This window comes from Caulobacter segnis (assembly GCF_003243465.1).
GTDB classification, from domain to species: domain Bacteria; phylum Pseudomonadota; class Alphaproteobacteria; order Caulobacterales; family Caulobacteraceae; genus Caulobacter; species Caulobacter segnis_A.
In genome coordinates, this window is the sequence record NZ_QFQZ01000032.1 from 20,773 (window position 1) to 47,547 (window position 26,775).

The following is a 26,775-nucleotide window of genomic DNA, read 5'->3' on the forward strand; positions in this document are numbered from 1 at the left end:
GGCTTTCGGCAGCGTTCCGAAAACAGGCTAAAGCGCTGAAATAAATCGTGTTTTCTTTCATCAAGGAGCGCTGGCAATCGCCAGCGCTCTTTTGCTTTGACGGTACCCGTGACGGTATTCCCCAAAGGCTTGCGGGATTGATCTTAGGCGCTATACGGTCCGAAATTACGTCATGACGGTATTTTTCTCGAACCCAAGTCCCTGAAAATCCGACGGAAATTGCGCGAAAGTCGGCCTCAAGTGGTCTGACGGTATTTTTGCGCGTCCGAACGGCGATTTGGGGCCATTCGGAGACCGTCAATGCTCACGGACAGCAAGCTCAAGTCCCTGAAACCACAGGCGAAAATGTACAAGGTGGCGGATCGTGACGGTATTTTCGTCGCGGTCGCTCCGACCGGGTTGGTGTCGTTCCGGCTGGACTACCGGATCAACGGCCGCCGAGAGACGCTAACCCTTGGCCGGTATGGGGTTGGCGGCATTACCCTGGTGCGCGCCCGGGAGCTGGCCATGGAAGCCCGCAAGGCCGTCCGCAATGGTCAATCGCCGATGATCGAGCGCCGGCGCGCCAAGGCTCAGCAGCGTGACTGCGGGACCTTCGGCGAATGGGCCGAGCGCTGGTTCGAAAAGGCGACCATGGCCCAGAGCACCCGCGACATGCGCCGGTCGATCTATCTGCGCGATGTGGCCAAGGTGTTCCAGAACCGGCGCCTGCATGAGATCGAGGCGACCGACATTCGCGTCCTGTGCGAGACGATCGTCGGGCGCGGGGCGCCGGCCACCGCCATTCACGTCCGGGAGCTGGTCAAGCAGGTCTATGCCTTCGCCCGCCTGCACGGCGTCAAGCTCGACAATCCCGCCACCGAGGTCAGTCCCGCCTCGATCGCCAAGTTCCAGCCGCGCGAGAGGTCTCTGACGCCCAAGGAAATCCGGATCTTCTACAGCCTGCTGGAGATGGTCCCGACTCTGCCCACCATCCGCTTGGGCATGAAGCTCATCCTGCTGACCCTGGTGCGCAAGAGCGAGCTGGTGTTCGCCACCTGGGACGAGGTCGACTTCGTCAACGCCCTCTGGTGCATCCCCGCCGACCGAATGAAGTGCGGCCGGCCGCACAACATCTATCTGTCGCGCCAGGCGCTCGACATCCTGATCGCCTTACGAACCTGCGCGGGCAATTCGCCCTACATCTTGCCGTCGCGCTACGAGGCCGACCAGCCGATGTCGCGCGCCACCTTCAACCGGGTGACCACCGCGATCGCCGACCGCGCTCAGCAGAACCAGCAGGCCTTGGCACCGTTCACGGTCCACGACCTGCGCCGGACCGGCTCGACCCTGCTCAACGAGGTCGGGTTCGAGGCCGATTGGATCGAGAAGTGCTTGGCCCACGTCGACCGCAGGACCTCGCGGCGGGTTTATAACGTCGCCGAATACGCCCACGCGCGGGCGCACATGCTGCAGGAGTGGGCCGACATGGTCGACGCCTGGGCTGCTGGGCTAAAGCACACGCCGACCCTGCAGCCGTCGGCGAACCACGGCGTGGTTCTGGACCCGGGGGCATGAGCCTGGGCGACGCGTTCACCCCCTGACGGGACGAGCGCGGCGCAAACGCACGTCTGGCCCAGGCGCGCAGGAGTCTGGGCTTGTGGCGGCCGCCTTGCGCGCCTTCAGCCAGGACTCGACCTCGGCCAGATCCCAGACCACGCACCGACGGGTCAGGGGGAAGCGGCGGGGAAACTCGCCGCGCTTTTCCATCTCATAGATCGTGGTGTCGGCCAGCGGCACAAGCTTGCGCAGCTCTGGACGGCGGATCGCTCGGGTGGCGGGCAGGGTTCCGAACGGGTGGGGCGGCGCGGGGGGCTGGGACATGGCGATCTCCTTTGCCGGCCAGCAACACCGGCGGGCGGGCGCGGGGCAAGGCGTTGGCGGCGCTGATCGCGCCGTGGCGTGCAAAGACAGGCGAACGGCGGGTTCCCGCCGGCCGCTTTCGCTGCCGGCTTCACCCGGGGAGGGTGAGCGGCCGGCGGTCACGCTCGGATCCCGCGGCTTTCGCCGCTCCCTCGGGCGCGACGCCATGCGGGCAGGCTTTGGCCTGCCGCCGGCCGCTCGACGCAGCTTCCCGCCACGCGCGATGCGCGGGCTCCTGTGCAGGCTTCATCTTTGCTGGGCGGGCGGCGCCCGCCGGGGCTTAGGGCTCCGCCCTCGGCGCGCTTCGGATCGGCTTCCGCCCAGCTTCGGGGCCTTGGTCGACAAGGCGACAAGAGCGGGCAGGGCGGGCCCCTGCAGCCGGGTCCCCGCGAAGCCGCCCCTCCGCTTGCACACCCGGTCTCGCCGACGGGCGCCGGGGTCAGGCGCGCTTTTTGCGCCTGACCCCCACGCCCCCAAGGAGGCAGATCATGACATCCCTTCACAGCCCAGCGGCCGAGGCCGCGATCCCGGCCGCCCATCAGGGCGGCCTCGTGACCGGCGCCGCCGGTCACGGCCAAGCCAGTAGCCCCAAGGCCACCCTCGAAGCCCTGGACGCCGAGGCGCGGGAGCTCATCGACCAATGGGCCGATGTCGATCCGCTGCCGCAGGAGGTCGAGGATCGGCTGACGGCGATCGAGGACGCGCGCGAGGCGATCGGCGACGGCTACGGCTTTGATGCGCGGGAGAAGGCCCGGGCCGGGGTCCTGGTGGTCCTGACCCCTTATGGCGAGGCCCGGATCGACCGGGGGTTCGTGCGGCCCGAGGACCAGGCCGCGCCGCAAGCCGACGACGCCGAAGGCGGCGCGGACGACGAGGACGGCGTGGCCCCCAGCGCGCGAGAGGGGGACGGGTACAGCGACGGGGACGAGGACGGGGCGGACGCGCCGTGGGATGACGAGCCCGACGCCGAGGCCGACGCCGAGCCCGCCGGGGACCCGGCCGCGCCGCTGCCCGAGCGGGTGGTCGCCGACCTCACCGCCCACCGCACCGCCGCCTTGCGCGACGCCCTGGCTCAGGATCCGGACCTTGCCCAGCTCGCCCTGGTCCACGCCCTGGTCAGCCGGGTGTTTGGCATGGGCGCCGCGGCTTCCTGCCTCGACATCCGCTGGGGCTCGCGCGAGCTGAGCGGCTATGCCGAGGGCATCGAGGAAAGCCCCGCCGCCCTGGCGATCGCCGAACGGCATCGCCAATGGGCGCGGCAGATGCCGACCCAGGCCGAGGACTTGTGGGACTTCGTGGTCGGGCTCGACGGCGACAGCCGCGCCAGCCTGCTGGCCCACTGCGTCAGCCTCACCCTCGACGGGGTGCGGGCCTGGGAGCGGCGTCCGGTCCCGGTCTTGGCCCATGTCGAGACCCTGGCCAGCGCTCTCGCGCTCGACATGCGCGCCTACTGGCGCCCGACCGGCCGTCGCTATCTTGACCGGGTGACCAAGGCCCAGGTGCTCGCCGCCATCGCCGACGCGGTGTCGCCGGACGCCGCCGCGCGGCTTTCCGGCCTGCGCAAGGCCGAAATGGTCGAGGCCGCCGAGCCGCTGCTGGTCGAGGCCGGATGGCTGCCGGGGGTGCTGCGCACGGCGGGGTGGCGGACGATCCTGGCGACGAGGGCGTCGCCCAACCCACGGCGGACCCTGCCGAGGGTGCTGAGGAGACCGAGGACGACGGCGCGCCGATCGCCCCCGAGGACGTCGCCGCCGACCTCGACCAGACGCCGCGCGACGAGGCCGAGGTCGCCGCGATCCTCGCCGAGCCGGCGGCGTAGGTCCAAGGACGGGTGGCCCGCGCGGGCCGCCCGTCATCATTGCTGGCCGTGCGCGGCCGATCCTCAAGGATCGGCCGCGTCCGTGCGCATAGGCCCAGGGTGCGGGCGGCTAGGGGAGAACTGCGCGGCGCGCCGGGCGCGCCCTGCGTTCCCGGCGGCGGCCAAGCCCGCCCCGCCGAGGCGGCGAGACCGGCGGCGGGGCAGTCCTCCCTGGCGCCAGCGCTGCGCGACCAGACCAGGGGGTGGGCGCCCTCGATCACCACCAGGGCGGCGTTGATCGCCGCGCCGAATGAGGGATCGCCCTGCCTGACCGACAGCGACGCGCTGTTGTCCGGCCGGCCGTCGTCCAGCCGGCGCCGAGATTGGCCTTGCCGGAGGTGATCCGGAAATCGGGGCTTGCCGCTGAGCGTGTCAGCCGGGCGGATCAGCGTGGTCTTGCCGTCGATGGCGAGGCGTCAATGGCCCGGCGAACGGTGCGTCGGCCTTGGCCTGAAAGCGCCGAGGGCTGCCTTGGGGGTCTCTCCAGGGCGTCAAGGCCGAGCGCGTCGAGCGCGTCCTCTTCTGGCCGGATCTGACCGGGCGCCGCCCGCCGCGCAACCGCACGGCCTGCCTTTCTTCCCCTGGGCCGGCGGCGCCGCGCCCATTCCTCGCGAGACAAGAAACTTGGCCGTTTTGGTCCTCCGCCAAGCTCCGGAAGCGCGCCCGCATGTTTCCATCGGCGGGCAGGGGCGCGCTCTGCGAGACGGGCCAGGGCCCCGGTCCATCGATCGCCATCGAGGCCGCGATCGGCGCGGCCCGGACCTTAGATTGGAGAGACCCCCATGGCCACCATCGGCACCTTCACCGCCAACGCCGACGGCTCGTTCACCGGCGCCATCAACACCTTGGCCATCAACCTCAAGACCGTGCAGATCCGCCCGGCCGACAAGGTGAGTGACAAGAGCCCGGATTTCCGGATCACCGCCGGCAAGGCCAATCTCGGCGCGGCCTGGAAGAAGACCAGCAAGGACAACAACGACTATCTGTCGGTCAAGCTGGACGATCCCTCGTTCGGCGCGGCGATCAACGCCGCCCTGGTGGTGATCGAGGGCGTCCACACCCTGGTCTGGTCGCGCAGCACCAGCGCCAAGGAGGACTAGTCGGCCGCCCGCCCTGCCACCTCGGCGGGGCGGGCTTGGCCCGCCTGGAGGGCCGAAAAGGGCAGGCGCGTGGCGCGCGCCAGCTTGGCCGAAACCGCCGATTCCACGCTATCGCCTGTCGTTGCACGACGCTGGCGCGCGCCGTCTTGAGCGCGGTCCAGAGCCGGCTCAGAACCGTCTGGCGGATCTTGCGAGGACGCTTCCAACCGCCCGCCCAGGCGTTCCTTCGCACCCCGCGCCGTCGCCGCCTCTCGTCCCCCCGGAGCGCGGCGAGGCGGCGGTTCGACCGACCGGCTCAACTCCCCCCGCCGGTCCCTCGAGCCGCCGCCAGACGGGCCTTCGCCGCCCCGGGGGCGGGCCAGCAAGGACAACGCCATGACCACCATTGGACACTTCCGCCGCGAGGGCGAAGGCTTCGTTGGCCGCATCGCCACCTTGAGCCTCGACGTCGCCGTCACCCTCGTCGCGGCCGAGAAGTTCTCGCCCAAGGCGCCGGATTACATCGCCGAGGTCGGCGGGCGCGAATGCGGCGCGGCCTGGCGGGTCAGCGACACCAGCGGCGCGGTGCTCAGCCTGAAGCTCGATGACCCGACCTGGCCTGAGCCGGTCAGCGGTCGGCTGATGGCCGCTGAGGACGGGGCGCTGCCCCTGGTGTGGATCCGCCGGGCCGAGCCGCCGCCGGCCCAGGCCCCGCCAGCGCCAGCCTAGGTCGTTCGCCTAATCCTCGGGGGACGATCTTTCGCCGCCGCGATAGAGGCGACTGATCTCTTGCTCAAGCCAATGCTCGGCGCCGTTGCGGCGCCGGGCCAGGAGCTCCTTCAGAGCGGCGAACGCTTGCCGAAAGGCTTCGAACACCGCCGTGCCGGGCAGCAAGCTCACCGCGTCGCCAACGTCTTCGCTAAATTCGCGGTGGGCCAGCCACAGGATCGTCGACGACTTGTTGTCCATGGCCCGATAGGCGATCTCCGGATCCTCGAACATCACGCCATGGACAATGGCCAGGGCGTCGCTGCGCGTGGCTTCGGCGAAGCGTTTTATGCGGTCAAAATTGAGCCGTCCGCGTCCGGCTTCAAAGTTCTCGTAGGTTTTCTCGGCGATGCCCATGGCGTTGGCGAGCTCAAGCTGCGTTAGCCGGCGCTCACCTCTGATTGTCTTGAGGATGGTTGAAAGCAGCGCCGATTGCCGCGCGTAACTGGCGTCTAGCTGGGACATACACACTCCGCACTCGACACGCGATCAACCTAGAGCCGAGCCACTATCTGATCCTCGTCCGGTTACGGATCAATCACCGAGGGTTGCAAGCCTCAGCCCTGGGCCGTCTTTTTGCAATCCTGGAGACCCGCCGCGCCGAACCAGGCCGCCCGTGGCCTTGGCGTCGGGAGATTGCCGCACGATCCTGGGGAAACGGGCGTCGGGTTCAGGCGGAGAACCCGAAAGACCCTTCTTGCGACCGCGAAAGTTGGCGCGGCGAAGGCGCAAGACAGGAGCGTGGCTCGACAGGCGCGCGTCTGGTCTTTCAGCCTCATCGCTTTAGCGGTGGGGATAGCGTGAGCCGAGATCGCGATCCGTTCGAGCGGGCGCTGGAGGCCATCCGTATCAAGCTGCGGAGCGGGGAGGGTCTGCAAGGCCGCGCGCTGGCGATCAATCTGCTGGCCCGTGAGCTCGGCGTCAGTCAAACGCCGGTGCGCGAGGCGCTGGCCTGGCTAGCCGGCGAGGGGTTGGTCGTCCGCGGCCATGCCGGCTATGTCGGCCGAACCTTCGACGGGGCGAGCCTGGCTGAGCTCTATCGGTTAAATCTCGCCCATGTGCTGGCGGCCTTGTCGGCCGACCTCCGCGCCGCGACCCCGGGGTTGGCGGGGCAGGGCACGCGGCCGCCTTGGCCGTTGACCGACAGCGCCGATCCCAATGCGACATTCGATGTTCTGGTGGCTCAGGCCGCCGATCGCACCTTGCTGGCCTCCCTGCGGCGAACGCGCGAGCCGCTGTCGCCGTTCGTGGCGGCCGAGGCGCCGCTGATCGGCGACCAAGAGGCGACGATGGAGGCCCTAAGGCTCACCTACCCCGATCCGGCGGGGCTGAGGCGCGCCGCGCGGGCGTTCTATCGGCGCCGCGTCCACGCCGCGTCGATGCTCTTCTCGGCGACGCTTGAGCGCCTCCAGATATAGGCCGGATATAGTTTGAATATACCCCCTGCCGGTCGCCTCCTGGTTGGGCCGCAACCCGCGGCTGAATGAAAGGAGACTGCCATGCGTGACTCCACCCAACTGATCCGTCTCGGCTCGGCGATGCAGCTGACCCAATCGGGCGGCGGCACCCAGCTCGCCGAGTCCGTCGAGTTCATCCGCTACGACCCGGTCTGAACCCGTCGCCGGCTCGCGGCTCGACTCGAGCCGCCGCTGGATCCGCCTCGCGCGGCGTCGGCGACAAGCCCGCGCCGCGCGATCTGGCCGCGTCCCGACGCGGCTTCCCGTAAAAGGAGACGGTCCGATGACACGTCTGTTCCCCTTGATCCGTCTTGGCGGCGCGATGCGCCTGACCCAGGCCGGCGGCGGCTCGCTGCAGATGGAAGAAGGCCTGCCGCTTTACTACGACCCGGCCTGATCCGGGCCTCCGGCGCCGGTGGCGCCGGCCCTCGGCTCAACGATGATTTCAGCGGAGGCGGCATGTCGCTGCGCCTTGCCGACCACGTTCATGGCGTGACCATCGACGGTGATCTGGTGCTGCTTGACGCCAGCGCGGACGCCTATTTTTGCCTGCCCAATGTTCCTGGGATCGCGGTCGCGGCGGACGGGCGGGTTGCCGGCGCGCCCGGTGGACTAGCGGACTCGCTCGTTGAAGCGGGTTTGGCCGAAACCTCGCCGCCCCGACGCGCGCGACGCGCCCCGGTTGGCGTCGCGCGGACGGCGCGCCACCTGATCCGCGCCGAGCACCAGGCCGCGTCGCCGGGCACGCCCCGTCGGTGGCGCGCCATCATCGGGGCGGTGATCGATGCGCGCCGCGGTCGTCGCCGGCCATTTTTGGACCTGGTGCGATCGCCAAGACCGCGGGTGGAGACCCTCTCGCCGGCATTGCTCGACGATCTCCGCGCCTATCGCCGCCTCACGCCTTGGTTGCCCGTCGATGGCGCATGCCTTTTCCGAAGCCACATGTTGAGGTCCTATCTGCGCGCCCTCGGTCATGACGCCGATTGGGTGTTTGGGGTCAGTGTCTGGCCATTTCGCGCGCACTGCTGGCTGCAGGTCGGCGACGTCGCCCTCGATGACGAGGCCGAGCGATTGGCCGGCTATCGTCCCATCCTGGTGGCGTGAGCGATGGGCTATCTCGTCCTCGTTCGAGCGCCAGGCGACGCCGACACGGCTTTCGAGGCGATGCTCGCCGAGCTGACGGGCCAGCAGGGCTGGCGCCGAGCCCTGGAGGCCTATGGCCTGGCGGTCCTGGTCAAGGGCGTGGTGACGCCCGAGGTGCATGGGCTGCAGGGCGCCGGCGGCGTTGGCGGCGTCGTGCTCGGGACCGTGTTCGACCGTGCTGCGTCGGCGTCGGGCGAGGTTCGTCGCGCCGATCTGCGTGGACTGATCGACGCCGAGCCACTGGAGGCGGCCTCGCGGCTGATCGAAGGCGCCTGGGGCGGCTATGTCGCCATCATGGCCCGCCGGCGCGAGGAACCGCCGGCGGTCTTGCGTGATCCCACGGGGCAGCTCGACGCCTTCGTCTGGGCGCGCGACGGGGTCACGCTGATCGGCTCGGAGGCCCCCTTCGGATGCGCCGCGCCCGTCGGCCTCGCCATCGACTGGCCAAGGCTCGGCGATCTGCTCGACGATCCTCGGCGAACCGGCGCGGCGCCGCCGCTGCTCGGTCTGGTCGCTGTTGATCCAGGCGAATGCCGTTACGGTCAGGCCGGACGCGAAAGCGCGCGTCTTTGGTCGCCACGCGCCTTCGCCAGGGCGCCCCGCGCGTCCGCAGGCCTTCTTGAAGATCTGCGGCGCTGCGTCGACATCAGCGTCGCCGCGGCGGCCGATAGGGATGAAGCGCTGCTCTGCGAGATCTCCGGCGGTCTAGACTCGGCGATTGTCGCCACCACCCTGGCCCGGCTTGGCCTCAGGCCCGCCGGCGCGATCAATTTCTATCGCGATCAGCCCGAGGGCGACGAGCGACGGTGGGCGCAAGCCGTCGCCGACGCGACGGGGACGCCCTTATGCGCCGTTCGCCGCGCGCCGTTCGCCCTGGACCAGGCCGCGTTCGACTTTGGCGCCGCCGGGGTGCGGCCAAGCCTGAATGCCCTCGATCCGGACTATGATCGGCTTCTATTGGAGGAGGTCGAGCGGCTGAAGGCGCAGGTTCTTCTCACCGGGCACGGCGGCGACGTGGTCTTCTACCAACTGGGCGCGGCCGAGCTCGCCGCCGATCTGTTGCGAGGGCAGCCCTGCGACGGCAGCCGGTTGGCGCGGCTGGGCGACATCGCCAGACGCACGCGGCGATCAGTCTGGAGCCTGGCGCGCCAAGCGGTGCTCGGCGCGCCGGTTGCCCGGCGGAGCGCTGAACAAGAGCGGTTCATTCGCCCCGTGGCGAGGGCAGCGGCTCACCCGTGGCTCTCCGACTTGGCGGGCGTGTCGCCGGCCAAGCGCGTGCAGGTCGCGGGTCTGGTCAACAGCCTCAATGTCGTGGCCCGCACCCGTCGCGGCGAGGCGACGCGCCTGGCCCATCCCCTGCTAAGCCAGCCTATGATCGAGCTTTGCCTTTCCATTCCCGCGACCCTGCTGAGCGCTGGAGAGGACGAGCGCACCTTGGCGCGCCAGGCGTTCGCCGATCGCCTGCCAAGGCTTGTCGCCGAGCGGCGCTCGAAGGGCGACATCACCGCCTTCTTCGGTCGCAGCGTCGCCGCGAGCCTCCCCGTCCTTCGGGAAAGGCTGCTGGACGGACGGCTGGTGGCGCGAGGACTGATCGACCGCGAGCGCCTGGAGCTCGCCCTGCGTCCCGAGACCCTGGTCTGGAAGGACTTCTATGGAGAAATCCTAGTCGCCGCGGCGCTGGAGGCCTGGGTCGGTCACTGGGAGGGGCGGATCAACGACTCCGCCTCCGCCGGCCGTGCCGCGTTGAGCGGAGACGGGTGCGAGAGGGCGGTGTCAAGGAAGGCGAAGGCGCGGCGATAGAGGTCGCGCACATTGTCTGGGCTCAGCACCACATGGCTCTCGCCGCGATAGAGCAGGAGCTGGGCGTCCTTGCCCTGGCGGTAGAGCGACGAAAACAGCGTCGTCACCTGTCCAAGGTCGGTGTCGAGATCCCCGTAGATCAACATCACCGGCGCGTTGATCTTGTCCGACTGGAGACCCGGGCTGTTGCGCAGGTACTTGTCGGGGGCGAGCCAGGGCGGCCCGCCCATCTGGCCTTGGCCATGCTCGGCCCATCCCAGTTCCGACGGCAGGGTCATCAGCTCTGGCGACGCCAGCGCCTCGGGATGGATGGCCCCATAGTACGACAGAAGGTTGGTGATCGGCGCCGAGGCGATGATGGCCCCAAACCGGGAAGACTCGACGCCCGCCGCCAAGGCGCCGTAGCCCCCATAGCTCTGCCCCCACACCGCCAGGGGGCGATCTCTCAGGATGGGGTTGGCCGCGACGGCGGCGTCGACGGCCAAGAGCATGGCGTCGGCCAGGCCGGGCATCGGGTCGCGATCGCGCTCCATCGGCAAGCTGGGGACGATGACGGCGTAGCCGGCGGCGGCCATCAGCTGGACATTGGCGTCGAACGACCGCGCGCCGGGCTCGGCCGCCGATGGCGGGCGGGCGTATCGCGCGCCGGGATAGGGCGTGACGATGAGGCCCTTGGGACCGTTCGGCGGCACCTGGGGTGGCAGGTAGAGCCAACTGGTCAGGGGCGCGCCGTTCATCGCCCTATGCATGACGGGGGCTGGGTTGGCGAACGCCGTCTTAGCCAGCTCGGCATTGACGGTGGCGACCTCTCGCACGGCTTCGTCCGGTCTGACCAAAACCAAGGATCCAACCCCGTGAGCGTCCGTGCTGAGCGCCGCGACGCCACCCCACGTCTCCGACAGGGCGAGGATCTGGGCCCGCTCGGGCAACTGCAGCGGTCGCGACAGCACGCCGCCCGAGGTCAGCAGGCGATGGGTCCCAGCGTCAAAGACCAGTCCCGCCGAGCGCGGCAGGCCGGGGAGCGGGTCGATCGGCGCTTTTACGACCGCGTCCGGGCCGGCCAGTCGCGCGCCTAGGCGTCCAGACGGGTCTAGCCAACGGAGACCCTCGGCGCTGCGTAGCGCCAGACCCTTATTGGCGCTGACGAGCGCTGGCCCTTGGGGTTCGGGGCTGTCGCGGGTCAGGCGTACCGGGGCCCCTCGACCGAGGCGCCACCAATCGCGTCGCGCCGCCTCGCCCTCGCGCGCGAGGACCAGAGGATCCTTGTCCGGCCACGCGATCGCCGGCAGGGGACGCGGATCACGCCCGCCCGTGTCGGCCAGGGTCAATCCCGGCGCCAGGACGGTGGGCTGCCCCACCACCGGAAGACGCCAGTAGCGATAGTCGGCCCATCCATCGCCATCGGGCCTGGCCGCCACCGCCAGGGCCTCGCCCCGCGGCGACCAAGCCCAGGCGCCGCGAACCAGATCGCAGCGTGGGCAGGGCGTCCGCCGCGCGCCGGTGGTCAGGTCGACCATGACCAGACGCAGCCGGCGCGGCGGGTAGCCGACGCGAATGAGGCTCTGCGCGGTGGGCTCGGTTCGCTCGGCCTCTTCCAATACGGCGGCCGTGCGTCCGCCTGGGGCCAGCAGCAGGTCGGCGAAGGCGCCGTGGGCCAACACCCGCGAGCGACCGGTGACGACATTGAAGGCGACGAGAGCCGCTTGGCTGGCGGGCGGGTTCATGGCGGTGAAGCGTCCGCTGCCAAGCGCTGTCACCGAGAGTTTTCCCTCGGCGCTGGCGGCCCAGGCCTTCGACACGCGCTCGCGCCCCTGCCAGCCGAGACCGGACAGGCGGGCGATCGCCTCCGGCGGCCGCGACATCGCCACCACTTCGTTGTTGTCGCGCCAACGGGCCTGGGCGAACCAAAGCTCGGGTTCGACCAGGCGGCCCGACCAGGCGACCGCGCCCGTCGCCACGGTGACCACGCCAAGTTCGCGAGCGTGACCACGTTGGCGAACGACGATGATCCGCGCGCCGTCCGGCGAAAAGGCCCCCATGGCGTCGCCGCTGCCGGCCTCCGCCACCAGCAGGGGCCGAGCTGGCCCGGGCGCTTTCAGATCGACGACCATCAGCTGGCTGGCCGCGCTCCCGACCATGAAATCCTGGTCAAAGCGCGGAGCCGACTTCCAGGCGGGATGGCGTTCGAAGACGAACCATCGGCCATCGGGCGAAAAGGCGGCGCGTCCGATCTCTTCGAGCGACAGCAGGGCTTCGACGGTGAAGGGCGTCGCGGGGGCGGCGGGGGCGGCGGTCGCCAAGCCACAGGCGAGCGCCAGCCATGCGCAGGAACGCATCGCGGTCTCCTAGGTTCGAGGGGAGGTGAGGGCGGGCCTACCAGGCCTTGGTCAGTTGCAACGCCAACAGTCGGCCGGTCGGATCGTAATTGGCCGGGTCGTAGCCGACGCCCGTGCGAGCGTCGTAGAAGGGCGGGTCGGTATCGAAGAGGTTCTGGACCGTGACCGCGAGGGAGAGATTGCGCATGGGGCCGTCCTTGGCCGGCGCGGTCCATTGTAGCTGGAGGTCCAGGGTGGTTTGGCTCGCGACCCTTGCGCCGCCGACGTCTCGCAAGTCTCCGACGTGATTGAGGCTCGCCGTGGCGGCGAAGGGCCCATGGGTCCAGGTCGCGAAGGCCCGAGCGCGAAGATCGGCGGGATAGGTCGCCACGCCCGCCAGGTCGACCGCGCGCGCCGCCGCGGTGATCCGGCGCTTATAGGCCATCAGCCAGGAGAGATTGCCGCCGACCGCCACCGGGTCACCGCCAAGCTTGAAGGCGTAGGCGCCCGTGAGGTCCAGGCCGCGAACGTGGAACGAGCCGGTGTTCACATATCGGGCGTCGGCGATCGCCCGGTAGCTTGTGGCGGGGTAGAGGGCGGCCGCCGACGAGGTGGCGTTGCGCAGGAGGGCCTGCACCAGCGCCAGGTCCGCCGGATTGGAGCCCGGACTGACGAAGGTGCGGAACGGGGCGAGATCGGGCGCGGTGAGGACCGTGGAGATGTTGTCGTTGGCGGGCCGGCCAATACGGTCGGTGAAGCGCGTGTCGAACAGCGTCGCCGAAAGCCGGGTTCCGGGCGAAGCCGGCGGCGACCATTCGACGCCCGCGGTCCAGGATTTGGCTTGTTCGGGCCGCAAGTCGCGATTGCCCCCGTAGCGGATCAGGGTCAGAGCCGTGCCCGCGCCATGACTGACATTGGTCGGTGAGGCGGTCTCGGGATCGGTTTGCTGACTGAGCGACGGCGCGCGGAACGACTCGCCATAGGTCGCCTTGAGATTGAGGCTCGCCGTCGGTCCCCAGACCACGCCGACCTTGGGCACCGTGCTGGTCAGCCCCCCGGTATAGTGTTCGCGCCGCACCGCGGCCGACAGCTCCAGCCGCTCCAGGCCCGGGCGACGGAAATCGCCGCCGAACAGCGGCACGCGCGCTTCGGCGAATAAGGCGCCCACCCGGCGCTCGGCATGGCGCTGGAAAGCTGGGCGCGGCAGGGCCGCCACGCTGCCCGAGACCCCGATGGTCTTCAGGCCCTCCTCGCGCCACTGGGCGCCGAGGGCCAGCCGCACGGCCCCGGCCGGCAGATCGAGCAGCGCGCCGTCGGCGGTGGCGCTCAGCGTGTCCAACCGGCCCACGGTGCGCCGCGTGTCATAGCCGGAGGTCACGAAATCCAGCACGGTCTGATTGTTGCGGCCCTGTCCGATATACGGATTGAAGTAGCCATCGCGGGCGGCGCTAAAGGCGGTCAGCGGATTGTCGGGCGTCGCGCCCAGCGCTTCGTTGAGGAACGCGGTGTTGAGGCCGTGGCTGGCCAGGCTGGTGGCGATTTCCTCGCCGTGGCCGCCATAGAGATCCAGTCGCCAGTTCGCCGGCAGGCGGACCTTGGCGCCCAGCGAGAACGCCCGGCTCTGGACCTCGCCGGTGTTCTTCAGGCCGCCCGTTTCGTTCTGGAAGGAATAGGCCACATAGTTGCTCGACGCGCCGTTGGGCGAGACGAAGTAGGGATTAGCCGAATTGACGACCATCACCGTGAGCGGCGCCACGGAGTAGGCGGTGTAGCGCCGATCGCTGTAGCGAGCGTCGGCGCTGAGGGTGACGCGGTCGCCAAGGTCCTGCGTCAGCGCGGCGTAGACGCCGCCGCGCTCCTGGCTCGGCAGATTATCGACGGGGGCGCGCCAGTTGGTCTGGTTCTGGCCGCCCGAGATGAAGTCTGAAGGCCGCAGGCGCGTGCCGTCCTGACCGGCGGGCACCGCCCACATCGGGACAAGCTGAAAACTGACCGGGTCGACGCCAAGGATGGTGGCGGGCATGGAATAGTAGAGACGGTGATCGGTTCCGCCGAGGGAGCGTAGGTCGGCATTTGTGGTATAGGCCCGGTCGGCCGCGCGGCTGCGCCCGCGGCGCTGGTACTCGCCCGTGAGCAGGAGCGAGCCGCTGTCCCAGGTCTTGCCGAAGGTTTGCGCCACTTGACGCTGGGCCAGGTCGCCATGGGTCGAGCCGCCGATGCGCGCGCGGGTCTCGGCGCCCTCGTAGCGATCGCGCATCACGATATTGACCACGCCCCCCACCGCGTCCGAGCCATAGAGCGCCGAGGCGCCATCGAGCAGCACCTCGACCCGCGCCACCGCGGCCAGCGGGATGGACGAGAGATCCGCGAAATCTCCGAGCAGACCCGCGCCCGCCAGGCGTCGGCCATTGACCAGGACGAGCGTGGCGTCGGCGCCCAGGCCGCGCAGATTGACCGCCGTGGCCCGAGCTTGGTTGGTGCCCGTGGTGTCGGCCCCGGTGGTGGCCGTGTCATCGCTGGCCGTGCCGCCGAAAGCTTGCGGAAGCGCCGTCAAGGCCTCGGCGAGGGTGGCGTAGCCGGCGCGATCCATCTCTTCGCGGCCGATCACCAACACTGGAGCCGCGACGTCCCTCGCGCCGCGGATGTGGGTGCCGACGACGATCTCCGAGACCATATGAGGCTCTGTACCCGGCGAAGCCGGATCGGCCCCTGGCGCGAGGTCGCCCATCGGGGCGTTCGCGGCGGCGTTCGCCGGAGCAGTGGACGTTGTTATTGAGCCGCCGTTCGTCTGGTCTAGGGACGCGCTCGGGGGAGAGGAGAGTTTGGCGCGCGGATGAAGCACCAACACCCCAGGACCGGCTTGGCGGACATCGATGTCGGCGCCGTCCAGGAGCTGTGACAGGGCCGCCGACGGCGTAAGCAAGCCGCTCACCCCCGCCGTTCGACGTCCGGCCACCAGCTGACTGGTGAACATGATCCGCAACTTCGCCTGTCTGCCGAGCGCGAGGAGCGCTACGTCGAGCGGACCGGGCGGGATCTCGAGTTGCACGGCGGCTTCGGCGGGCGCCGCGCTGCTTGGCGTCGCGGCGAGGCACGCGATCGGAGACACAAAGGCCAAAAGGACGCGGCGAGACGACAACGACATTCAAACACCCCCAGCTCGCCAGCCGGGCCGCATCATCGTGATGGGCGCTCGAAGCGGGCGTTATGGGGGGAGACACCTGGGAGGGTGGTTCACCCTACCGGCGCGTGAAAAAATTATGACGTCAGGGCGGCGGCGAGGACCTCGCCCGCAGTTCGATGGCTTGAGCGCCGGCGACAGGACGGCGCTCGAGGTCGAGCATATTGCTCGCCGCCAGCGCAAATCCGTCGATGTCGCCGGTCGGAAAGGTGCCGTTGATCCGCAGGTCGTGCGGCGCGCCTTCGGCGAGCGTCACCTTCCTGGCGCTGTAGCGATTGACCTCAGTGACGGCTTGGCCAAGGGGCGTGTTGTGGAAGACCAACTGGCCCGACGTCCAACTCGTGTCCGCGGGGAGGTCGGCCGCGGACGGTTTCGAGACCGCCGAACCGCCCACGACAATCTTCTGGCCCGGCGACAGCATCCAGGATCGCGCTGGATCAGCGCGCTCGCGCACGGCCACCTTGCCTTCGCTCAGGGTCACCTGCACCGCGTCGGGCCGCCTATAAACGTCAAACCGCGTGCCGACGGCGGTGATCGACGTGTCGCCCGCGCGCACCACGAAGGGGCGGCTCTTGTCATGCGCGACCTCGAACAGCGCCTGGCCGCGGACGAGCGTGATGCGGCGGGCCTGCCGGGTCAGCTTTACGGCGATGCGGCTATCGGTGTTCAGGATGACTTCGGAGCCGTCGTCGAGGCGCACGACCTTGCGCTCGCCGATCTTGGACTCGTAGCGCTGCCCCGCGCCCTGGCCGAGGCTGATGGCACCAACGACCAGACCCGCGGCGAGCAGAACGCCCGCGCCGACCCCGATCCGGCCTCCAATTCCCGCGCGCCGCGCCTGAGCCCGGGACGCGCGCGTCATGGCCTCGTCCGCGAGAGCCTCCAGGCCCGGATCGCCGCGCAAGGCTCGAAGTTTGGCGGCGGCCGCAGAGACACGGTCATAGACCGCTCTGTGCTCGGGGGATGAGCGGCGCCAGGCCTCGAACCGCGCGAGGTCGGCATTGTCGACGACATTGGAGTTCAGGCGGGCGTACCAGTCGGCCGCCTCGGTTTCGATATCGGTCGGGCGGTTCGTTTCGTCGATCATGTCCGGCCCGGATATCAGTCGCGCATCGCCGCCGCGCAAAGCGCCAGCGCCTTGCTCATGCGCTTTTCGACCGCCTTCACCGAGATGCCGAGCAACCTCGCGATCTCTGGGTAGGTCAAGCCACGCACGTGGTTTAGCACCAAAACATCGCGCAACTTTGGCGGCAGGGCCAGCATGATCTGCCGAAAGAGCACCGCTTGCATCTGCGGCCCCTCGACCCGCGCGGCCGCGATGGCGATCTCGTCGAGCGGTTCGGTGGCGCGCTTGCGCCCGTCGCGGTGGCGGTTCCTGGCCAGGTTGCGGGCGATATGAAGCAGGTAAGCCCGTGCGTCGCGAAGCGTCTCGGCGGGCGGAAGCTTGGCGAGGCGAACGAAGGTTTCTTGGGTCAGCTCGTCAGCGGCCTCAGCGCCGTAGCGGCGTCGGAGCGTGGTGGCGAGCCAGGTCGCGTGGTCTCGAAAGAGAGCTTCAGAATTTAGAGCGGCGGTTTTGCTTTGGGGTGGGGGCCGCAACGTCGGCGAAGGGACCGCTGTCATGGAGATTTGCGCATTTCCACTGGCGGTGCATCTGCGAGCTATCGACCGCTTCAACGGTCTGGTGGGGAGCAGATACACACTGTGAGTGTGTAGAGATTGAATCATCGCGCGGCGACTGTCCAGCGTGGTTGATCGTGACGAAATTTTAGGTTTGGGGCACCAAATTCGGCTGATCCGGAAAGCCCGTGGGATCAGCCAAGAAGAACTCGCCTACCGAGTTGGAATGCACCGAAATACAATTGGATGCATCGAGCGCGGGGAGCGAATGCCGAGTCTCGAATCTTTGGGTGAAATTGCGGGCGCTTTGGGCGTCTCTATTAAGTCATTATTTCCAGAGCGATAGAGCAGGGGCGACGACATGCGCTTGCTTCTCGCCTGTTGATCGATTGAATATACACACTGGCAGTATGTAGTGATCTGCCGATGACCCGTCGAAATCTACGGGGTGGCTGCGAATGATGATCTCGCTGCCTTGGGGCGCGAGATTCGGCGCAGGCGCAAGGCGATCGCCCTCAGCCAGGAGCAACTGGCTGAGTTGGCCGATCTGCATCGCAATTACGTTGGCTTCCTCGAGCGGGGCGAGCGCAACCCAAGTTTCACAACGATCCTAAAACTGGCGAGGTCGCTCGGCATCACGGCGGCTAGCCTGATGGGTGATATAGCCTAACGCCGTCTTGGAGCTTGGGAGCGTTTCCGCTTGGAAATGGGAACAGGTCCGCATTGATCGGTGGGACAGTTTCCCAAACTGTAGGTGTTGGTGGCCGTTTCGAGCGCTGCAGAGCAGCGTACGCTCGTCATCGGCTAGGTTGCAGTTTGCGCTGCTTAGATGGCCGCGCCGCTCCTCCGTTCTGTTCCGGATCGGCCGCTGGGCGGAAGCGCCGGCGGGGGATGGCGGCCGCTCCTGCAACTGAGTGTTCCGGCGTTTGCTTGGGAATTCCTGCGCCGAAATCCGGACTACCGATCTGATTTCGCAGGCCATACCGTCGATGTGGATCCGCGCTGGGGGCTACGCTTTCCGGCCGATCCGGCTTTGCCGCACGCTCAGGCGGGGGTCTTTTGGCGCGAAGATGTTGCGCCGGGCATCGTCTTGCCGATCGTTGGTCCTGCACCAGAGACCAGCCCCTATTTGTCAAAACCACAATGGGAAGGCGCGCCGCGCGAGGGAGAAGACGGACTTCATCTCCGACTCGTCGCGGGGCTGCAGTTGCTCTTTCGTCGACCACGCGAGCGGTCCGGACCCGTTCTCGTTGTCCTGCGATTTGACCAAGAGTTTGGTCTTCGCGTGCGCGCGGTGCAGGCTCTTGAACGTGCGGTAAATAGCCGAAGCGCGCCAAGGTCTCGGCTGACGGCGGCACAGCGTCTTCGTTTGGCGCGCAGCCTCGTCGCCTTGGACGGATTCGAGCGGCGGGACACCTATCGGGACATCGCGCGTACGGTGTTCGGAGACGAAGCCGTCGAGCGCGAAGCCTGGCGAACCGCTTCGGTCCGTGACGCAACGATCCGCCTTGTCAGGACCGGCCGCCGCCTGATGCGCGGAGGCTATCTCAAACTGCTTTGGGATGGACTTTGAGGGTGGCGTTTTGAGGCCCCCGAGCTTTCGCCATCCCTCCGGCCGCATTCAATCCGCCAGGGTGACCGAAACCCGCCGCGGTCGCGAAAAGGCCCGGCGACAGTCCCCGGAGCGCCCACGTGTCCACATCGAAGCCTGGTGTCCTGCCTGACGATCTGGTTGGGCACCTCAGCACGCCCCAAGCCGGTCGTTTCTTGAATCTGTCCAGCCGCACGCTGGAGAAGCACCGGACGTTCGGTACGGGACCTGTTTATCGAAAGATCGGCGGACGCGTCGTCTACACCGTTGAGGATCTGCTGGCCTGGGCCGAGCGCGGGGCGCGCCGCTCGACCACCGATCCGAGCGCGGATCTGGTCCCGGCGGCCAAGCCGCTCGCACCTCCCCAGCACCCCTCCCGCCATGACTGAGGGGGGCAAATCCATGCTGACCGAGGTCGAATTGCTGTGGTTGGACGGCCAGATCGAGCGCTGGATCCGGTTTGGATCTCCAGCCGGCGAGCGCATCATCGACCGGCGTCGCCGGATCGTTTCGTTCAAGCCTGGCTCCATCTTCGCGCTCGTGCGCTGGCGGTCGGGCGAATACGGGACCGTCGAGTCGAGGATCGCGGTTCTGCGCGCTGCGCACCCGGGGCAGGCCTTCACGACCTATCCCTTCGTCGCTCCGGGGGCTGAGATTCTACTCGATCTGAGCGGCTGGACGCGCGTCCAAGCGATGCTCGCGACCGTCGACCGCATAGAAGCGCTGCGCATCCATCCGGCGTCAGTCGCGCCAGACTATTGGCGCCATGTTGGCGCCAGGGTCGGCGTCGGCCTACAACCTCGAGAGTACGATAGGGCTCGTCATCGCGCCTGGCTGCTGCGGCGGAGGTTGACGCTGTGAGCCCTAGCGCCGCGCGATACCTTGCCGCGAGCTGCACGGGCTGCCTCGTCCTGGCGCTCGCCAGCGCCTCTCCCCCGACCGAGCGCTTGGTCTTCAACACGACGGCCAGCGCGCCGCTGGGCTTTTATTGGCGCACAGGCTCTGCTGCGACGGTCGGAGATCTCGTGCTCGTGCGACCGCCACCAGCGCTCGCGGCCTGGATGGCGAGGCGAGGGTATCTGCCGCTCAATGTTGGCCTGATCAAACACCTCGCGGCGGTCGAGGGGCAGATAATCTGCGGACACGGCGACCGCTTGTTGATTGACGGGCGTCGCGCGGCCGATTTGCGCGACCGCGATCGGCAAGGGCGAAGATTGTCGCGCCTCTCGGGGTGCCAGAGGCTGAGAGAGGGGGAGGTGTTCCTCCTCAATGCACAGGCACCCGATAGTTTGGACGGTCGCTACTTTGGCCCGCTATCGCGCACAACGATCGTCGGCCGCCTTCACCCTCTCTGGACCTGGGAGCGCTGAGATGCCGGTGCGTCTAGGTCTTTCCTTGTTCGGCCGTTCTGCGCGATCTTTCCTCGTCCCGGCCAAGACCGCGTTGGCGGTCGCGCGCAGGCGCGGTCAAGGGCGGCCGGATGGCCGGCGCGCCTTGCGCGCTTCCCTCGACGGCGACGAGCACGGCCGCACGCTTGTTGTGGTCGGGTTGGGAGCAAAGACTTCGCGTGCCCGGCGTGCGTCCGCCATCGCCAGCACGCTGGCGATCTGTCTGGCTCTTGTTCGAGCGGCGGCTGCCCAGGCGCATTTTCGAGGCGCCGAACAGCCCGAGCTTGGCCTCTACGTGGCCGAGGCCTCTCGCGTATCAGGCCTGCCAGAGACTTGGATCCGGGCCATCGCTCGGGTGGAGAGCGGCGGCGCGGCCTGGGCGATTTCGCCAAAGGGCGCGATGGGCATGATGCAAATCATGCCCGGGACCTGGCGCGAGCTGCAGGCAGATCTGGCGCTTGGAGGCGACCCATTCGACCAGCGCGACAATCTCGTGGCCGGCGCTGTTTACCTGCGTCGCATGTTCGATCGCTTCGGTGAAGATGGGTTCCTCGCCGCCTACAATGCCGGTCCCGCGCGCTACCAAGCCTTCCTCGACGGTAGAAAAAGCCTGCCGCCGGAGACCATCGCCTACATCGCGCGCGTCCGGGCGAGCGTGGGCAGGATGGCGTCGGCGCAAGGGTCTAAGCGCGCGCCAAGCGTCATGGGATGGCGTGCTTCGGGCCTTTTCGTGGGCGGCGCTATCGCAAGTCCGAAGGTTCAGTCCGGGCCGCTCGAAGCGCCCCTATTCGCTCCCTTCACATCGGAGGCGGGCCGGTGAAGCCGGGTCTGTTGGTGATGAGGAAAGGGGGCGGAAGAGTGCGTTCTTGGTCAGATTGTCTGTCCGGGAAAGATGGCGAGATTAAAGGGACGGGACCCTTCAGCTCCATGTCCTTGGTGGTGCTGGAGAATTTCCGGGACCTCGATTTTCAGCCAGGTCCCGGATTTCGGGCCTCCTGCTTTCAGATCAAGGGTTTGTCCGGGACCTTCCGCCGGAGCAGGCGCCATGGCTGAGGATCTGGACTTCTTCCTGCGCCTGGGCCGTATCGGCGATCGCGGCGCAAGCAACGGCGCACGGACCCGCAGCTTCGTCAGCGAGGTGCTGGGCGCGGCGCGTCAGAGCGGGCAGGGGGCTCTGGGTCTTAAGACCCCAGGCCGCTACCGACGCTCCGGACGGGGCCGCCACGCCACTCGGCCGGCCAGAACCTTCAGCCGGCGTGTGGTCGTCAAGGCCCGGATCGTACGACATAGGGGCAACCGCTACACCGCCGCGCCGCTGGCCATGCACTTGCGCTATCTTCGGCGCGAGGGGGTCACGCGTGACGGCTCGGTCGCGGAGATGTTCGACCGCGACGGAACCGCCGACCACGCCGCCTTCGCCCAGCGTTGCGAGGACGACCGCCATCATTTCCGCTTCATCGTCTCGCCCGAGGACTCCGCCGCGCTGGCGGACCTTCGAGCCGCCACGCGCGACTTGATGGCCCAGGCCGAGGTGGATCTTGGCACAAGGCTCGACTGGGTTGCGGTCGACCACTGGAATACCGACCACCCTCATGTCCACATCCTCATCCGGGGCGTCGGCGACGATGGACGCGACCTCGTCATCGATCCCGACTACATGACCCGCGGCTTGCGTCAGCGCGCCGAAGCCCTGGTCTCGCTTGAGCTTGGTCCTCGCACGCCCGAAGAGTTGGCGGCCAGTCTGGATCGCGAGGTCGAGGCCGACCGATGGACCAGTCTCGATCGGGCGCTGCAGAAGCAGATCGCTGATGACGGCTTGATTGATCTGCGACCAGAGGCGGGAAGCGCGAAGGGCGCCGAGCAGCGGCGGCTGATCGGTCGGGTTCAGCACCTGAAGCGTCTCGGCCTGGCGGAAGACCATCAGGGCCATTGGCGTCTGGCCGAACACCTGGAGCCACGACTTCGAGCCCTGGGCGAGCGCGGCGACATCATCAAGACCCTTCATCGGGCGTTTCAGGACGCCGACCGGGATCTCGCCGATCTGCGGATCCAGGCCGAAGATCTTGAAGCTCCGATCATGGGCCGTCTGGTCGACCGAGGTCTCCATGACGAGCTCACTGGCCGAGCCTATGTCGTCGTCGACGGTCTCGATGGCCGGCTGCATCACTTCCGCTTCAGAGACCTAGGCGCGACGGGCGACACGCCGGTCGACGGCCTGGTCGAGATCAGGACGCGCCACGTCGAGGGCGGCAAGCCGGTGCTTGACCTGGTGCATCGCGCCGACCTGCCGCTCGAACGTCAGGTCCAGGCCTCCGGTGCGACCTGGCTGGACCGCCAGCTCGTGGTCCCCGATCCCGCGCCCCTGGCCGATCATGGCTTTGGCCGGGAGGTCCGCGACGCCATCGAACAGCGGCGCGCTCAGCTTCAGGCCCAGGGTTTGGCGGACCGCCATGGTCGGCCCCGCCCGGGGCTGATCGCCAAGCTTCGGGCAAATGAACTGCAGCGCACCGCGGTCAACGTCGCCGCCGAGACGGGCGCGAGCTGGGAGCAGGTCAAGCCAGGCGACGAGGTCGCGGGGATCTATCGCCGACGCCTCGACCTCATCTCCGGCCGCTTTGCGATGATCGACGACGGCATGGGCTTTCAGTTGGTGCCTTGGACGCGGGCGCTGGAAGAGCGGCTCGGCCAGGAGGTGAAGGGAACGATGAGCCTGGGTGGCGGGGTCGACTGGGCGCTGGGACGCAAGCGGGGGATTGGACTTTGAAAGGTCAAAACCCATGAGCGGAACGAAAATCGTTTGGGACCAGATATTGGTCGTCGCCGTCTTGGCCGTGGCTGGTGTCTGGGCCGCCACGCAGTGGACGGCATGGAGTCTGGGCTTCCAGGCACAGTTGGGTCCACCCTGGTTCTGGCTTGGCGACTGGCCGATCTATCCGCCGCCGGCATTCTTCATCTGGTGGTTCGTCTACGACGCCTATGCGCCGGCGGTGTTCGCGCGCGGCGCGTTTATCGCGGCCGCCGGCGCGTTGAGCGCCGTCTTCGTGGCGATCGGCATGTCAATCTGGCGCGCGCGCGAGGCCAAGAAAGTCACGACCTACGGATCGGCGCGCTGGGCCAACCTGGAAGAGGCGAAGGCGGCGGGCCTGCTCGGCGCCGACGGCGTGATGCTGGGCCGTCTGAAGGACCACTATCTACGTCACGATGGGCCAGAGCACGTTTTGTGCTTCGCGCCGACCCGATCGGGCAAAGGTGTCGGCTTGGTCGTTCCGACCCTGCTGACCTGGCCGGGCGCGGCCGTCGTGCACGACATCAAGGGTGAGAACTGGGAGCTGACCGCCGCGTGCCGAGCAAAGGTGGGGCCGGTGCTTCTTTTCGACCCGACCAACCCGGCGTCGTGCGCCTACAATCCGCTCCTGGAGGTGCGTCGGGGCCCCACCGAGGTCAGGGACGTTCAGAATATCGCCGACATCCTGGTGGACCCTGATGGGGCGCTGGAGCGCCGGTCGCACTGGGATAAGACCAGTCACAGCCTTCTGGTCGGCGCCATTCTACACGTTCTCTACGCCGAGACCGACAAGACTCTGGCGGGCGTGGCCAACTTCCTGGCCGATCCGCGCCGGACCATCGAGGCGACCCTGAGGGCGATGATGGCGACGCGCCATCTCGGGGACGTGATTCACCCCGTTGTGGCCAGCGCGGCCCGGGAGCTACTGAACAAAAGCGACAACGAAAGATCGGGGGTGTTGTCGACGGCGATGTCGTTCCTTGGCCTCTATCGGGATCCGATCGTCTCGACCGTGACGGCGCGTTGCGATTGGCGGATCGACGACCTGGTAGCGCCTAGCCGACCGGCGACGCTTTACCTGGTGGTGCCGCCGTCCGACATCAGCCGTACACGACCCCTGATCCGATTGATCCTCAACCAGATCGGCCGCCGCCTGACCGAAGGCCTGGAGACAGCGCGTCATCGACCTCGGTTGCTGCTGATGCTCGACGAGTTTCCGGCGCTTGGAAGGCTAGACTTTTTCGAGCAGGCGATGGCCTTCATGGCCGGCTATCGGATCAAAGCTTTCCTGATCGCGCAAAGCCTCAATCAGATCGCCAAGGCCTACGGCGAGAACAATTCCATCTTGGACAACTGTCACGTCCGGGTGGCGTTCTCGACCAACGACGAACGCACCGCCCGACGCATCAGCGACAGTCTCGGCACCGCCACGGAGATGCGGGCCATGAAGAACTACGCCGGGCACCGCCTCTCACCCTGGCTTGGCCACCTGATGGTGAGCCGCCAAGAAACCGCTCGACCACTGCTGACGCCTGGCGAGGTGATGCAGCTTCCCGCGGATGAGGCTCTAGTGCAAGTGTCGGGGTTGCCGCCCATCCGGGCGACGAAGGTCCGCTATTTCTTGGATCGTGAGTTGGCCGGCCGCGTGGCCAAACCGCCGGCGAACCTCGGGGCGTTGCCCCAAGGACCATCGTTGGACTGGACCGCGGCGATCGCTACGGAAGTGGCGCGAACGCCGGCTACTAGTGGACAGGCGGATGAAGGCGGACATCGCCTTGCACCAGAGTTCGAGGCGCCTGTCCGGCCGCCGACCGAACAGGTGCCGCCGGAGAACTGGCTTGACCTGGACCCCGACGGCGATGAGGCGACACAGGCCGAACAGCAGCGCCGGTTTCGGGTTGCCGCGCGCCAGGCCGCGCTCGATCCCGATGACGGCATTCCGCTGTGAGCGGCGCCGTGAAAATCCAGACCAAGGTCTTCCTGACGCGGGATCTCTCCCAAGCCCTCGATGCCGCTGCCCGGCGCATGAAGCGATCGAAGTCAGAAATCGTCCAGGCGGCGGTGGCCTCATACCTGTCGCCAGACAGCGGCGAGGCGGCCGAAGCCGCGCTCACCAGGCGCCTTGACCGGATCAGCCGCGCGATCGATCGCCTGGAGCGGGATGTGACCATTTCCAACGAAGCGGTGGCGCTCTTCGTCAAGGCCTGGCTGACGGCGACCCCCAGCCTAACCGGGGGCGATCAGCGAGCTCAGAGTGCCAAGGGGCAGGAGCGTTATGCAGGATTTCTGGAGGCTCTATCGCGCCGGTTGGCTTCGGGGCGACTGCTGCGCAGCGAGGTGCTTGAGGAGAGCGAGGGGAAGGGGGGGAAGTGACTCTAAGGCGAACCTGGGAAGGTCCGCTTGCGGTCGGCCAGTATCGATTGATCTTCCGCACGATCTCGCCTTTCGGGCCGACCTCGACGATGCTCGTGAGAAACGGAGTGAACAGGCCGAACATGACGTGGCGAACTTCGTTGACAAAGAGTGCATCGCGCGCGCGTAGGTTCAACGGCCGTCGCTCGGCGCCCCGTGCAGATCCTGGTGTGCCGCTAGCTAACATCTCTCAGGAGGGAACCGGCGTACTCGAAGCGTGACCTTCCCACATTGTCGCGCGTACGTTGTGAGGCTAGCCTGTTGCAAACAGAGAGCGGGGGCTCCCGGCGTCTTGACCGTTTCCAATGTCTATATTGACGAGCCGACCCGGCAGTTCCGCGACGCCATGCGCCTGCTCTTCATTCTGGCCGAGTGCGGCGACGCCTTGGCCGATCCCCTGCCAGTTCCGCTCGCGGTTCTCGTTATCGGCTCTCAGAAGCGTCTGCAGAAAATGGATTTCTGGGTCCGAAATCCCGACCACCTCGCGCATGCGCTGCTCAACCTCTACAGCGAAACCAACGAAGCCAAGTGGCTGCGGCAGGCCCAAGCGATTTTGGGCACCGAGGAACCAGAAGTTCGTCGGGACGCCATGGCCAAATACCTCTACGGGGCCTTCGAGCCGATCGACACGGGCTTGGCGCCCCTGATCAGTTACGGTCTTGCCCAGACTTTGCGTCACCCACAAACCCGGCGCCAGCGCTACTTCCTTCTCCAGCGGGGTGCCGAGGTTGCTGCGCGGATGGTTGCCGAACTCGCCGAGGCGAAGTGGTACGCCGATCGCGCCCGCCTAGTCGGAGAGCTTTGCAGCGGGCGCTCGGGGGAGGATTTGGCTCGTATGCAATACCAACAACCAGAATACGCCAACGCGCCCAACGGCGAGACCATTGCGTCCATCGCCGCCCAAGTTCGCGCAAGGCTGGCCAATCTTGAGGGGCGCTCGTGAGCAAACCGGTGACCGATCATGAGGACGGCACGCCGGCCGCCACGCCAGCGCCGATCGCGCCGTTTCGCGAAGCCGTCGCCGACAAGGCGAAAGTTACGCTCGCCGTAGTCGATCTGCTTTTGGATGAACTGAAGGTCCAGGAGGAAGCTCCGAGCCGACGAGCCGATCACCTGACGCTCCGCCGCCTGATGTTCAGCGGAACGAAGAGGGATACGGGCCATACAGACGGTGCCTACACCTTCGAATGGAGGGACCTTACTGTCGGATTGTACGCGGCCCTGAGCAACGGCACCAACCAAGTCGGCAAAAGTACTATCCTGGAAGTCGCGCTCTGGGCGTTGCGCGGTGACACCCGGGCGCTAAAGCCCGAGGTGCGATCTTGGATCGACACTGTCGAGCTTGAGTTCTCGATAGGACCTGATCGCTACAGCGTCGACTTCATGGACTTCGACGCCGTCCCCCGGGGAAAACTCGTGCAAGTCTTCCCTGGTCCAGCCCGAATTCTGAAGACTTTTGAGGGCGACGACGACTTCGAA

The 26,775-nt window shown here is 67.7% G+C and carries 25 protein-coding genes; 19 read left to right on the forward strand and 6 right to left on the reverse strand.

Going from position 1 to position 26,775, the window contains the following annotated elements; genetic code table 11:
* The first annotated feature begins 300 nt into the window (after nucleotides 1-300).
* Nucleotides 301-1,557 carry a tyrosine-type recombinase/integrase gene (locus DI526_RS11550; RefSeq protein ID WP_304277757.1) on the forward strand — a complete coding sequence of 419 codons (1,257 nt, stop codon included), beginning with the start codon at nucleotides 301-303 and terminating at the stop codon, nucleotides 1,555-1,557.
* A 15-nt stretch (nucleotides 1,558-1,572) separates the two neighbouring features.
* Here the strand turns inward: DI526_RS11550 and DI526_RS11555 are convergent, their stop codons facing one another.
* Entirely contained in the window at nucleotides 1,573-1,863 is a 291-nt protein-coding gene (locus DI526_RS11555) for an AlpA family transcriptional regulator (RefSeq protein WP_304277759.1), read from the reverse strand.
* A gap of 527 nt (nucleotides 1,864-2,390) precedes the next feature.
* On the opposite strand from DI526_RS11555, the gene DI526_RS11560 reads away from it, so the two are divergent.
* The 3 genes from DI526_RS11560 to DI526_RS11570 all read left to right on the forward strand — a co-directional run bounded on the left by DI526_RS11560 (nucleotide 2,391) and on the right by DI526_RS11570 (nucleotide 5,568).
* Nucleotides 2,391-3,998 carry a hypothetical protein gene (locus tag DI526_RS11560; RefSeq protein WP_304277761.1) on the forward strand — a complete coding sequence of 536 codons (1,608 nt, stop codon included), beginning with the start codon at nucleotides 2,391-2,393 and terminating at the stop codon, nucleotides 3,996-3,998.
* Between the two features lie 544 nt (nucleotides 3,999-4,542).
* Nucleotides 4,543-4,860 (forward strand): DUF736 domain-containing protein, encoded by a 318-nt coding sequence (locus DI526_RS11565; RefSeq protein ID WP_304277763.1) that lies wholly within the window; start codon nucleotides 4,543-4,545, stop codon nucleotides 4,858-4,860.
* Between the two features lie 375 nt (nucleotides 4,861-5,235).
* Nucleotides 5,236-5,568 carry a DUF736 domain-containing protein gene (locus DI526_RS11570; RefSeq protein ID WP_304277765.1) on the forward strand — a complete coding sequence of 111 codons (333 nt, stop codon included), beginning with the start codon at nucleotides 5,236-5,238 and terminating at the stop codon, nucleotides 5,566-5,568.
* A gap of 9 nt (nucleotides 5,569-5,577) precedes the next feature.
* On the opposite strand, the gene DI526_RS11575 is transcribed toward DI526_RS11570, so the two are convergent.
* Nucleotides 5,578-6,072: a helix-turn-helix transcriptional regulator gene (locus DI526_RS11575; protein ID WP_304277767.1), complete on the reverse strand. Its 495-nt coding sequence runs from the start codon at nucleotides 6,070-6,072 to the stop codon at nucleotides 5,578-5,580.
* 335 nt (nucleotides 6,073-6,407) lie between these two features.
* On the opposite strand from DI526_RS11575, the gene DI526_RS11580 reads away from it, so the two are divergent.
* The 3 genes from DI526_RS11580 to DI526_RS11590 all read left to right on the forward strand — a co-directional run bounded on the left by DI526_RS11580 (nucleotide 6,408) and on the right by DI526_RS11590 (nucleotide 10,007).
* On the forward strand, nucleotides 6,408-7,025 hold the full coding sequence (locus tag DI526_RS11580) for a GntR family transcriptional regulator (protein WP_304277769.1): 618 nt from the start codon (nucleotides 6,408-6,410) through the stop codon (nucleotides 7,023-7,025).
* 498 nt (nucleotides 7,026-7,523) lie between these two features.
* Nucleotides 7,524-8,168, forward strand: coding sequence for a lasso peptide biosynthesis B2 protein (locus tag DI526_RS11585; protein ID WP_304277771.1), 645 nt, complete (start codon nucleotides 7,524-7,526; stop codon nucleotides 8,166-8,168).
* Nucleotides 8,169-8,171: 3 nt separating this feature from the next.
* Nucleotides 8,172-10,007 carry an asparagine synthase C-terminal domain-containing protein gene (locus DI526_RS11590; RefSeq protein ID WP_304277773.1) on the forward strand — a complete coding sequence of 612 codons (1,836 nt, stop codon included), beginning with the start codon at nucleotides 8,172-8,174 and terminating at the stop codon, nucleotides 10,005-10,007.
* Here DI526_RS11590 and DI526_RS11595 read toward each other — a convergent pair.
* The 4 genes from DI526_RS11595 to DI526_RS11610 all read right to left on the reverse strand — a co-directional run bounded on the left by DI526_RS11595 (nucleotide 9,902) and on the right by DI526_RS11610 (nucleotide 17,228).
* On the reverse strand, nucleotides 9,902-12,343 hold the full coding sequence (locus DI526_RS11595) for a prolyl oligopeptidase family serine peptidase (protein ID WP_304277775.1): 2,442 nt from the start codon (nucleotides 12,341-12,343) through the stop codon (nucleotides 9,902-9,904). The genes DI526_RS11590 and DI526_RS11595 overlap by 106 nt on opposite strands.
* 37 nt (nucleotides 12,344-12,380) lie before the next feature.
* On the reverse strand, nucleotides 12,381-15,296 hold the full coding sequence (locus DI526_RS11600) for a TonB-dependent receptor (protein WP_304277777.1): 2,916 nt from the start codon (nucleotides 15,294-15,296) through the stop codon (nucleotides 12,381-12,383).
* A 292-nt stretch (nucleotides 15,297-15,588) separates the two neighbouring features.
* Nucleotides 15,589-16,629, reverse strand: coding sequence for a FecR family protein (locus DI526_RS11605; protein WP_304277779.1), 1,041 nt, complete (start codon nucleotides 16,627-16,629; stop codon nucleotides 15,589-15,591).
* On the reverse strand, nucleotides 16,605-17,228 hold the full coding sequence (locus DI526_RS11610; protein ID WP_304277781.1) for an RNA polymerase sigma factor: 624 nt from the start codon (nucleotides 17,226-17,228) through the stop codon (nucleotides 16,605-16,607). Before DI526_RS11610 ends, DI526_RS11605 begins: the two co-directional genes overlap by 25 nt.
* Before the next feature lie 19 nt (nucleotides 17,229-17,247).
* Between DI526_RS11610 and DI526_RS11615 the strand changes: the two genes are divergently transcribed.
* The 12 genes from DI526_RS11615 to DI526_RS11670 form a co-directional block, all read left to right on the forward strand.
* Nucleotides 17,248-17,466: a helix-turn-helix domain-containing protein gene (locus DI526_RS11615; protein ID WP_304277783.1), complete on the forward strand. Its 219-nt coding sequence runs from the start codon at nucleotides 17,248-17,250 to the stop codon at nucleotides 17,464-17,466.
* A gap of 102 nt (nucleotides 17,467-17,568) precedes the next feature.
* Nucleotides 17,569-17,790 carry a helix-turn-helix domain-containing protein gene (locus DI526_RS11620; RefSeq protein WP_304277785.1) on the forward strand — a complete coding sequence of 74 codons (222 nt, stop codon included), beginning with the start codon at nucleotides 17,569-17,571 and terminating at the stop codon, nucleotides 17,788-17,790.
* Between the two features lie 159 nt (nucleotides 17,791-17,949).
* On the forward strand, nucleotides 17,950-18,693 hold the full coding sequence (locus DI526_RS11625; RefSeq protein ID WP_304277787.1) for a DUF2285 domain-containing protein: 744 nt from the start codon (nucleotides 17,950-17,952) through the stop codon (nucleotides 18,691-18,693).
* A gap of 119 nt (nucleotides 18,694-18,812) precedes the next feature.
* Complete coding sequence (locus DI526_RS11630; protein WP_304277789.1) at nucleotides 18,813-19,100, forward strand: helix-turn-helix domain-containing protein; 288 nt, start codon at nucleotides 18,813-18,815, stop codon at nucleotides 19,098-19,100.
* 13 nt (nucleotides 19,101-19,113) lie between these two features.
* A complete protein-coding gene (locus DI526_RS11635) occupies nucleotides 19,114-19,572 on the forward strand; it encodes a DUF2840 domain-containing protein (protein ID WP_304277791.1) in 459 nt (152 codons plus the stop codon).
* Nucleotides 19,569-20,081, forward strand: a complete 513-nt coding sequence (locus DI526_RS11640; RefSeq protein ID WP_304277793.1) for a S26 family signal peptidase — start codon at nucleotides 19,569-19,571, stop codon at nucleotides 20,079-20,081. The genes DI526_RS11635 and DI526_RS11640 overlap by 4 nt, the downstream gene beginning before the upstream one ends.
* Nucleotide 20,082: 1 nt before the next feature.
* Nucleotides 20,083-20,919, forward strand: a complete 837-nt coding sequence (locus DI526_RS11645) for a lytic transglycosylase domain-containing protein (protein ID WP_304277795.1) — start codon at nucleotides 20,083-20,085, stop codon at nucleotides 20,917-20,919.
* Nucleotides 20,920-21,144: 225 nt separating this feature from the next.
* On the forward strand, nucleotides 21,145-22,863 hold the full coding sequence (locus DI526_RS11650) for a DUF3363 domain-containing protein (protein WP_304277797.1): 1,719 nt from the start codon (nucleotides 21,145-21,147) through the stop codon (nucleotides 22,861-22,863).
* Between the two features lie 13 nt (nucleotides 22,864-22,876).
* Nucleotides 22,877-24,832, forward strand: a complete 1,956-nt coding sequence (locus DI526_RS11655) for a conjugal transfer protein TraG (RefSeq protein WP_304277799.1) — start codon at nucleotides 22,877-22,879, stop codon at nucleotides 24,830-24,832.
* An 8-nt stretch (nucleotides 24,833-24,840) separates the two neighbouring features.
* Nucleotides 24,841-25,257: a CopG family transcriptional regulator gene (locus DI526_RS11660; RefSeq protein ID WP_304277801.1), complete on the forward strand. Its 417-nt coding sequence runs from the start codon at nucleotides 24,841-24,843 to the stop codon at nucleotides 25,255-25,257.
* Between the two features lie 331 nt (nucleotides 25,258-25,588).
* Nucleotides 25,589-26,239: a hypothetical protein gene (locus DI526_RS11665; RefSeq protein ID WP_304277804.1), complete on the forward strand. Its 651-nt coding sequence runs from the start codon at nucleotides 25,589-25,591 to the stop codon at nucleotides 26,237-26,239.
* Nucleotides 26,236-26,775, forward strand: a 540-nt coding sequence (locus DI526_RS11670; RefSeq protein ID WP_304277807.1) for a hypothetical protein, incomplete at its 3' end; no start/stop codon positions are given. The genes DI526_RS11665 and DI526_RS11670, both read left to right, overlap by 4 nt.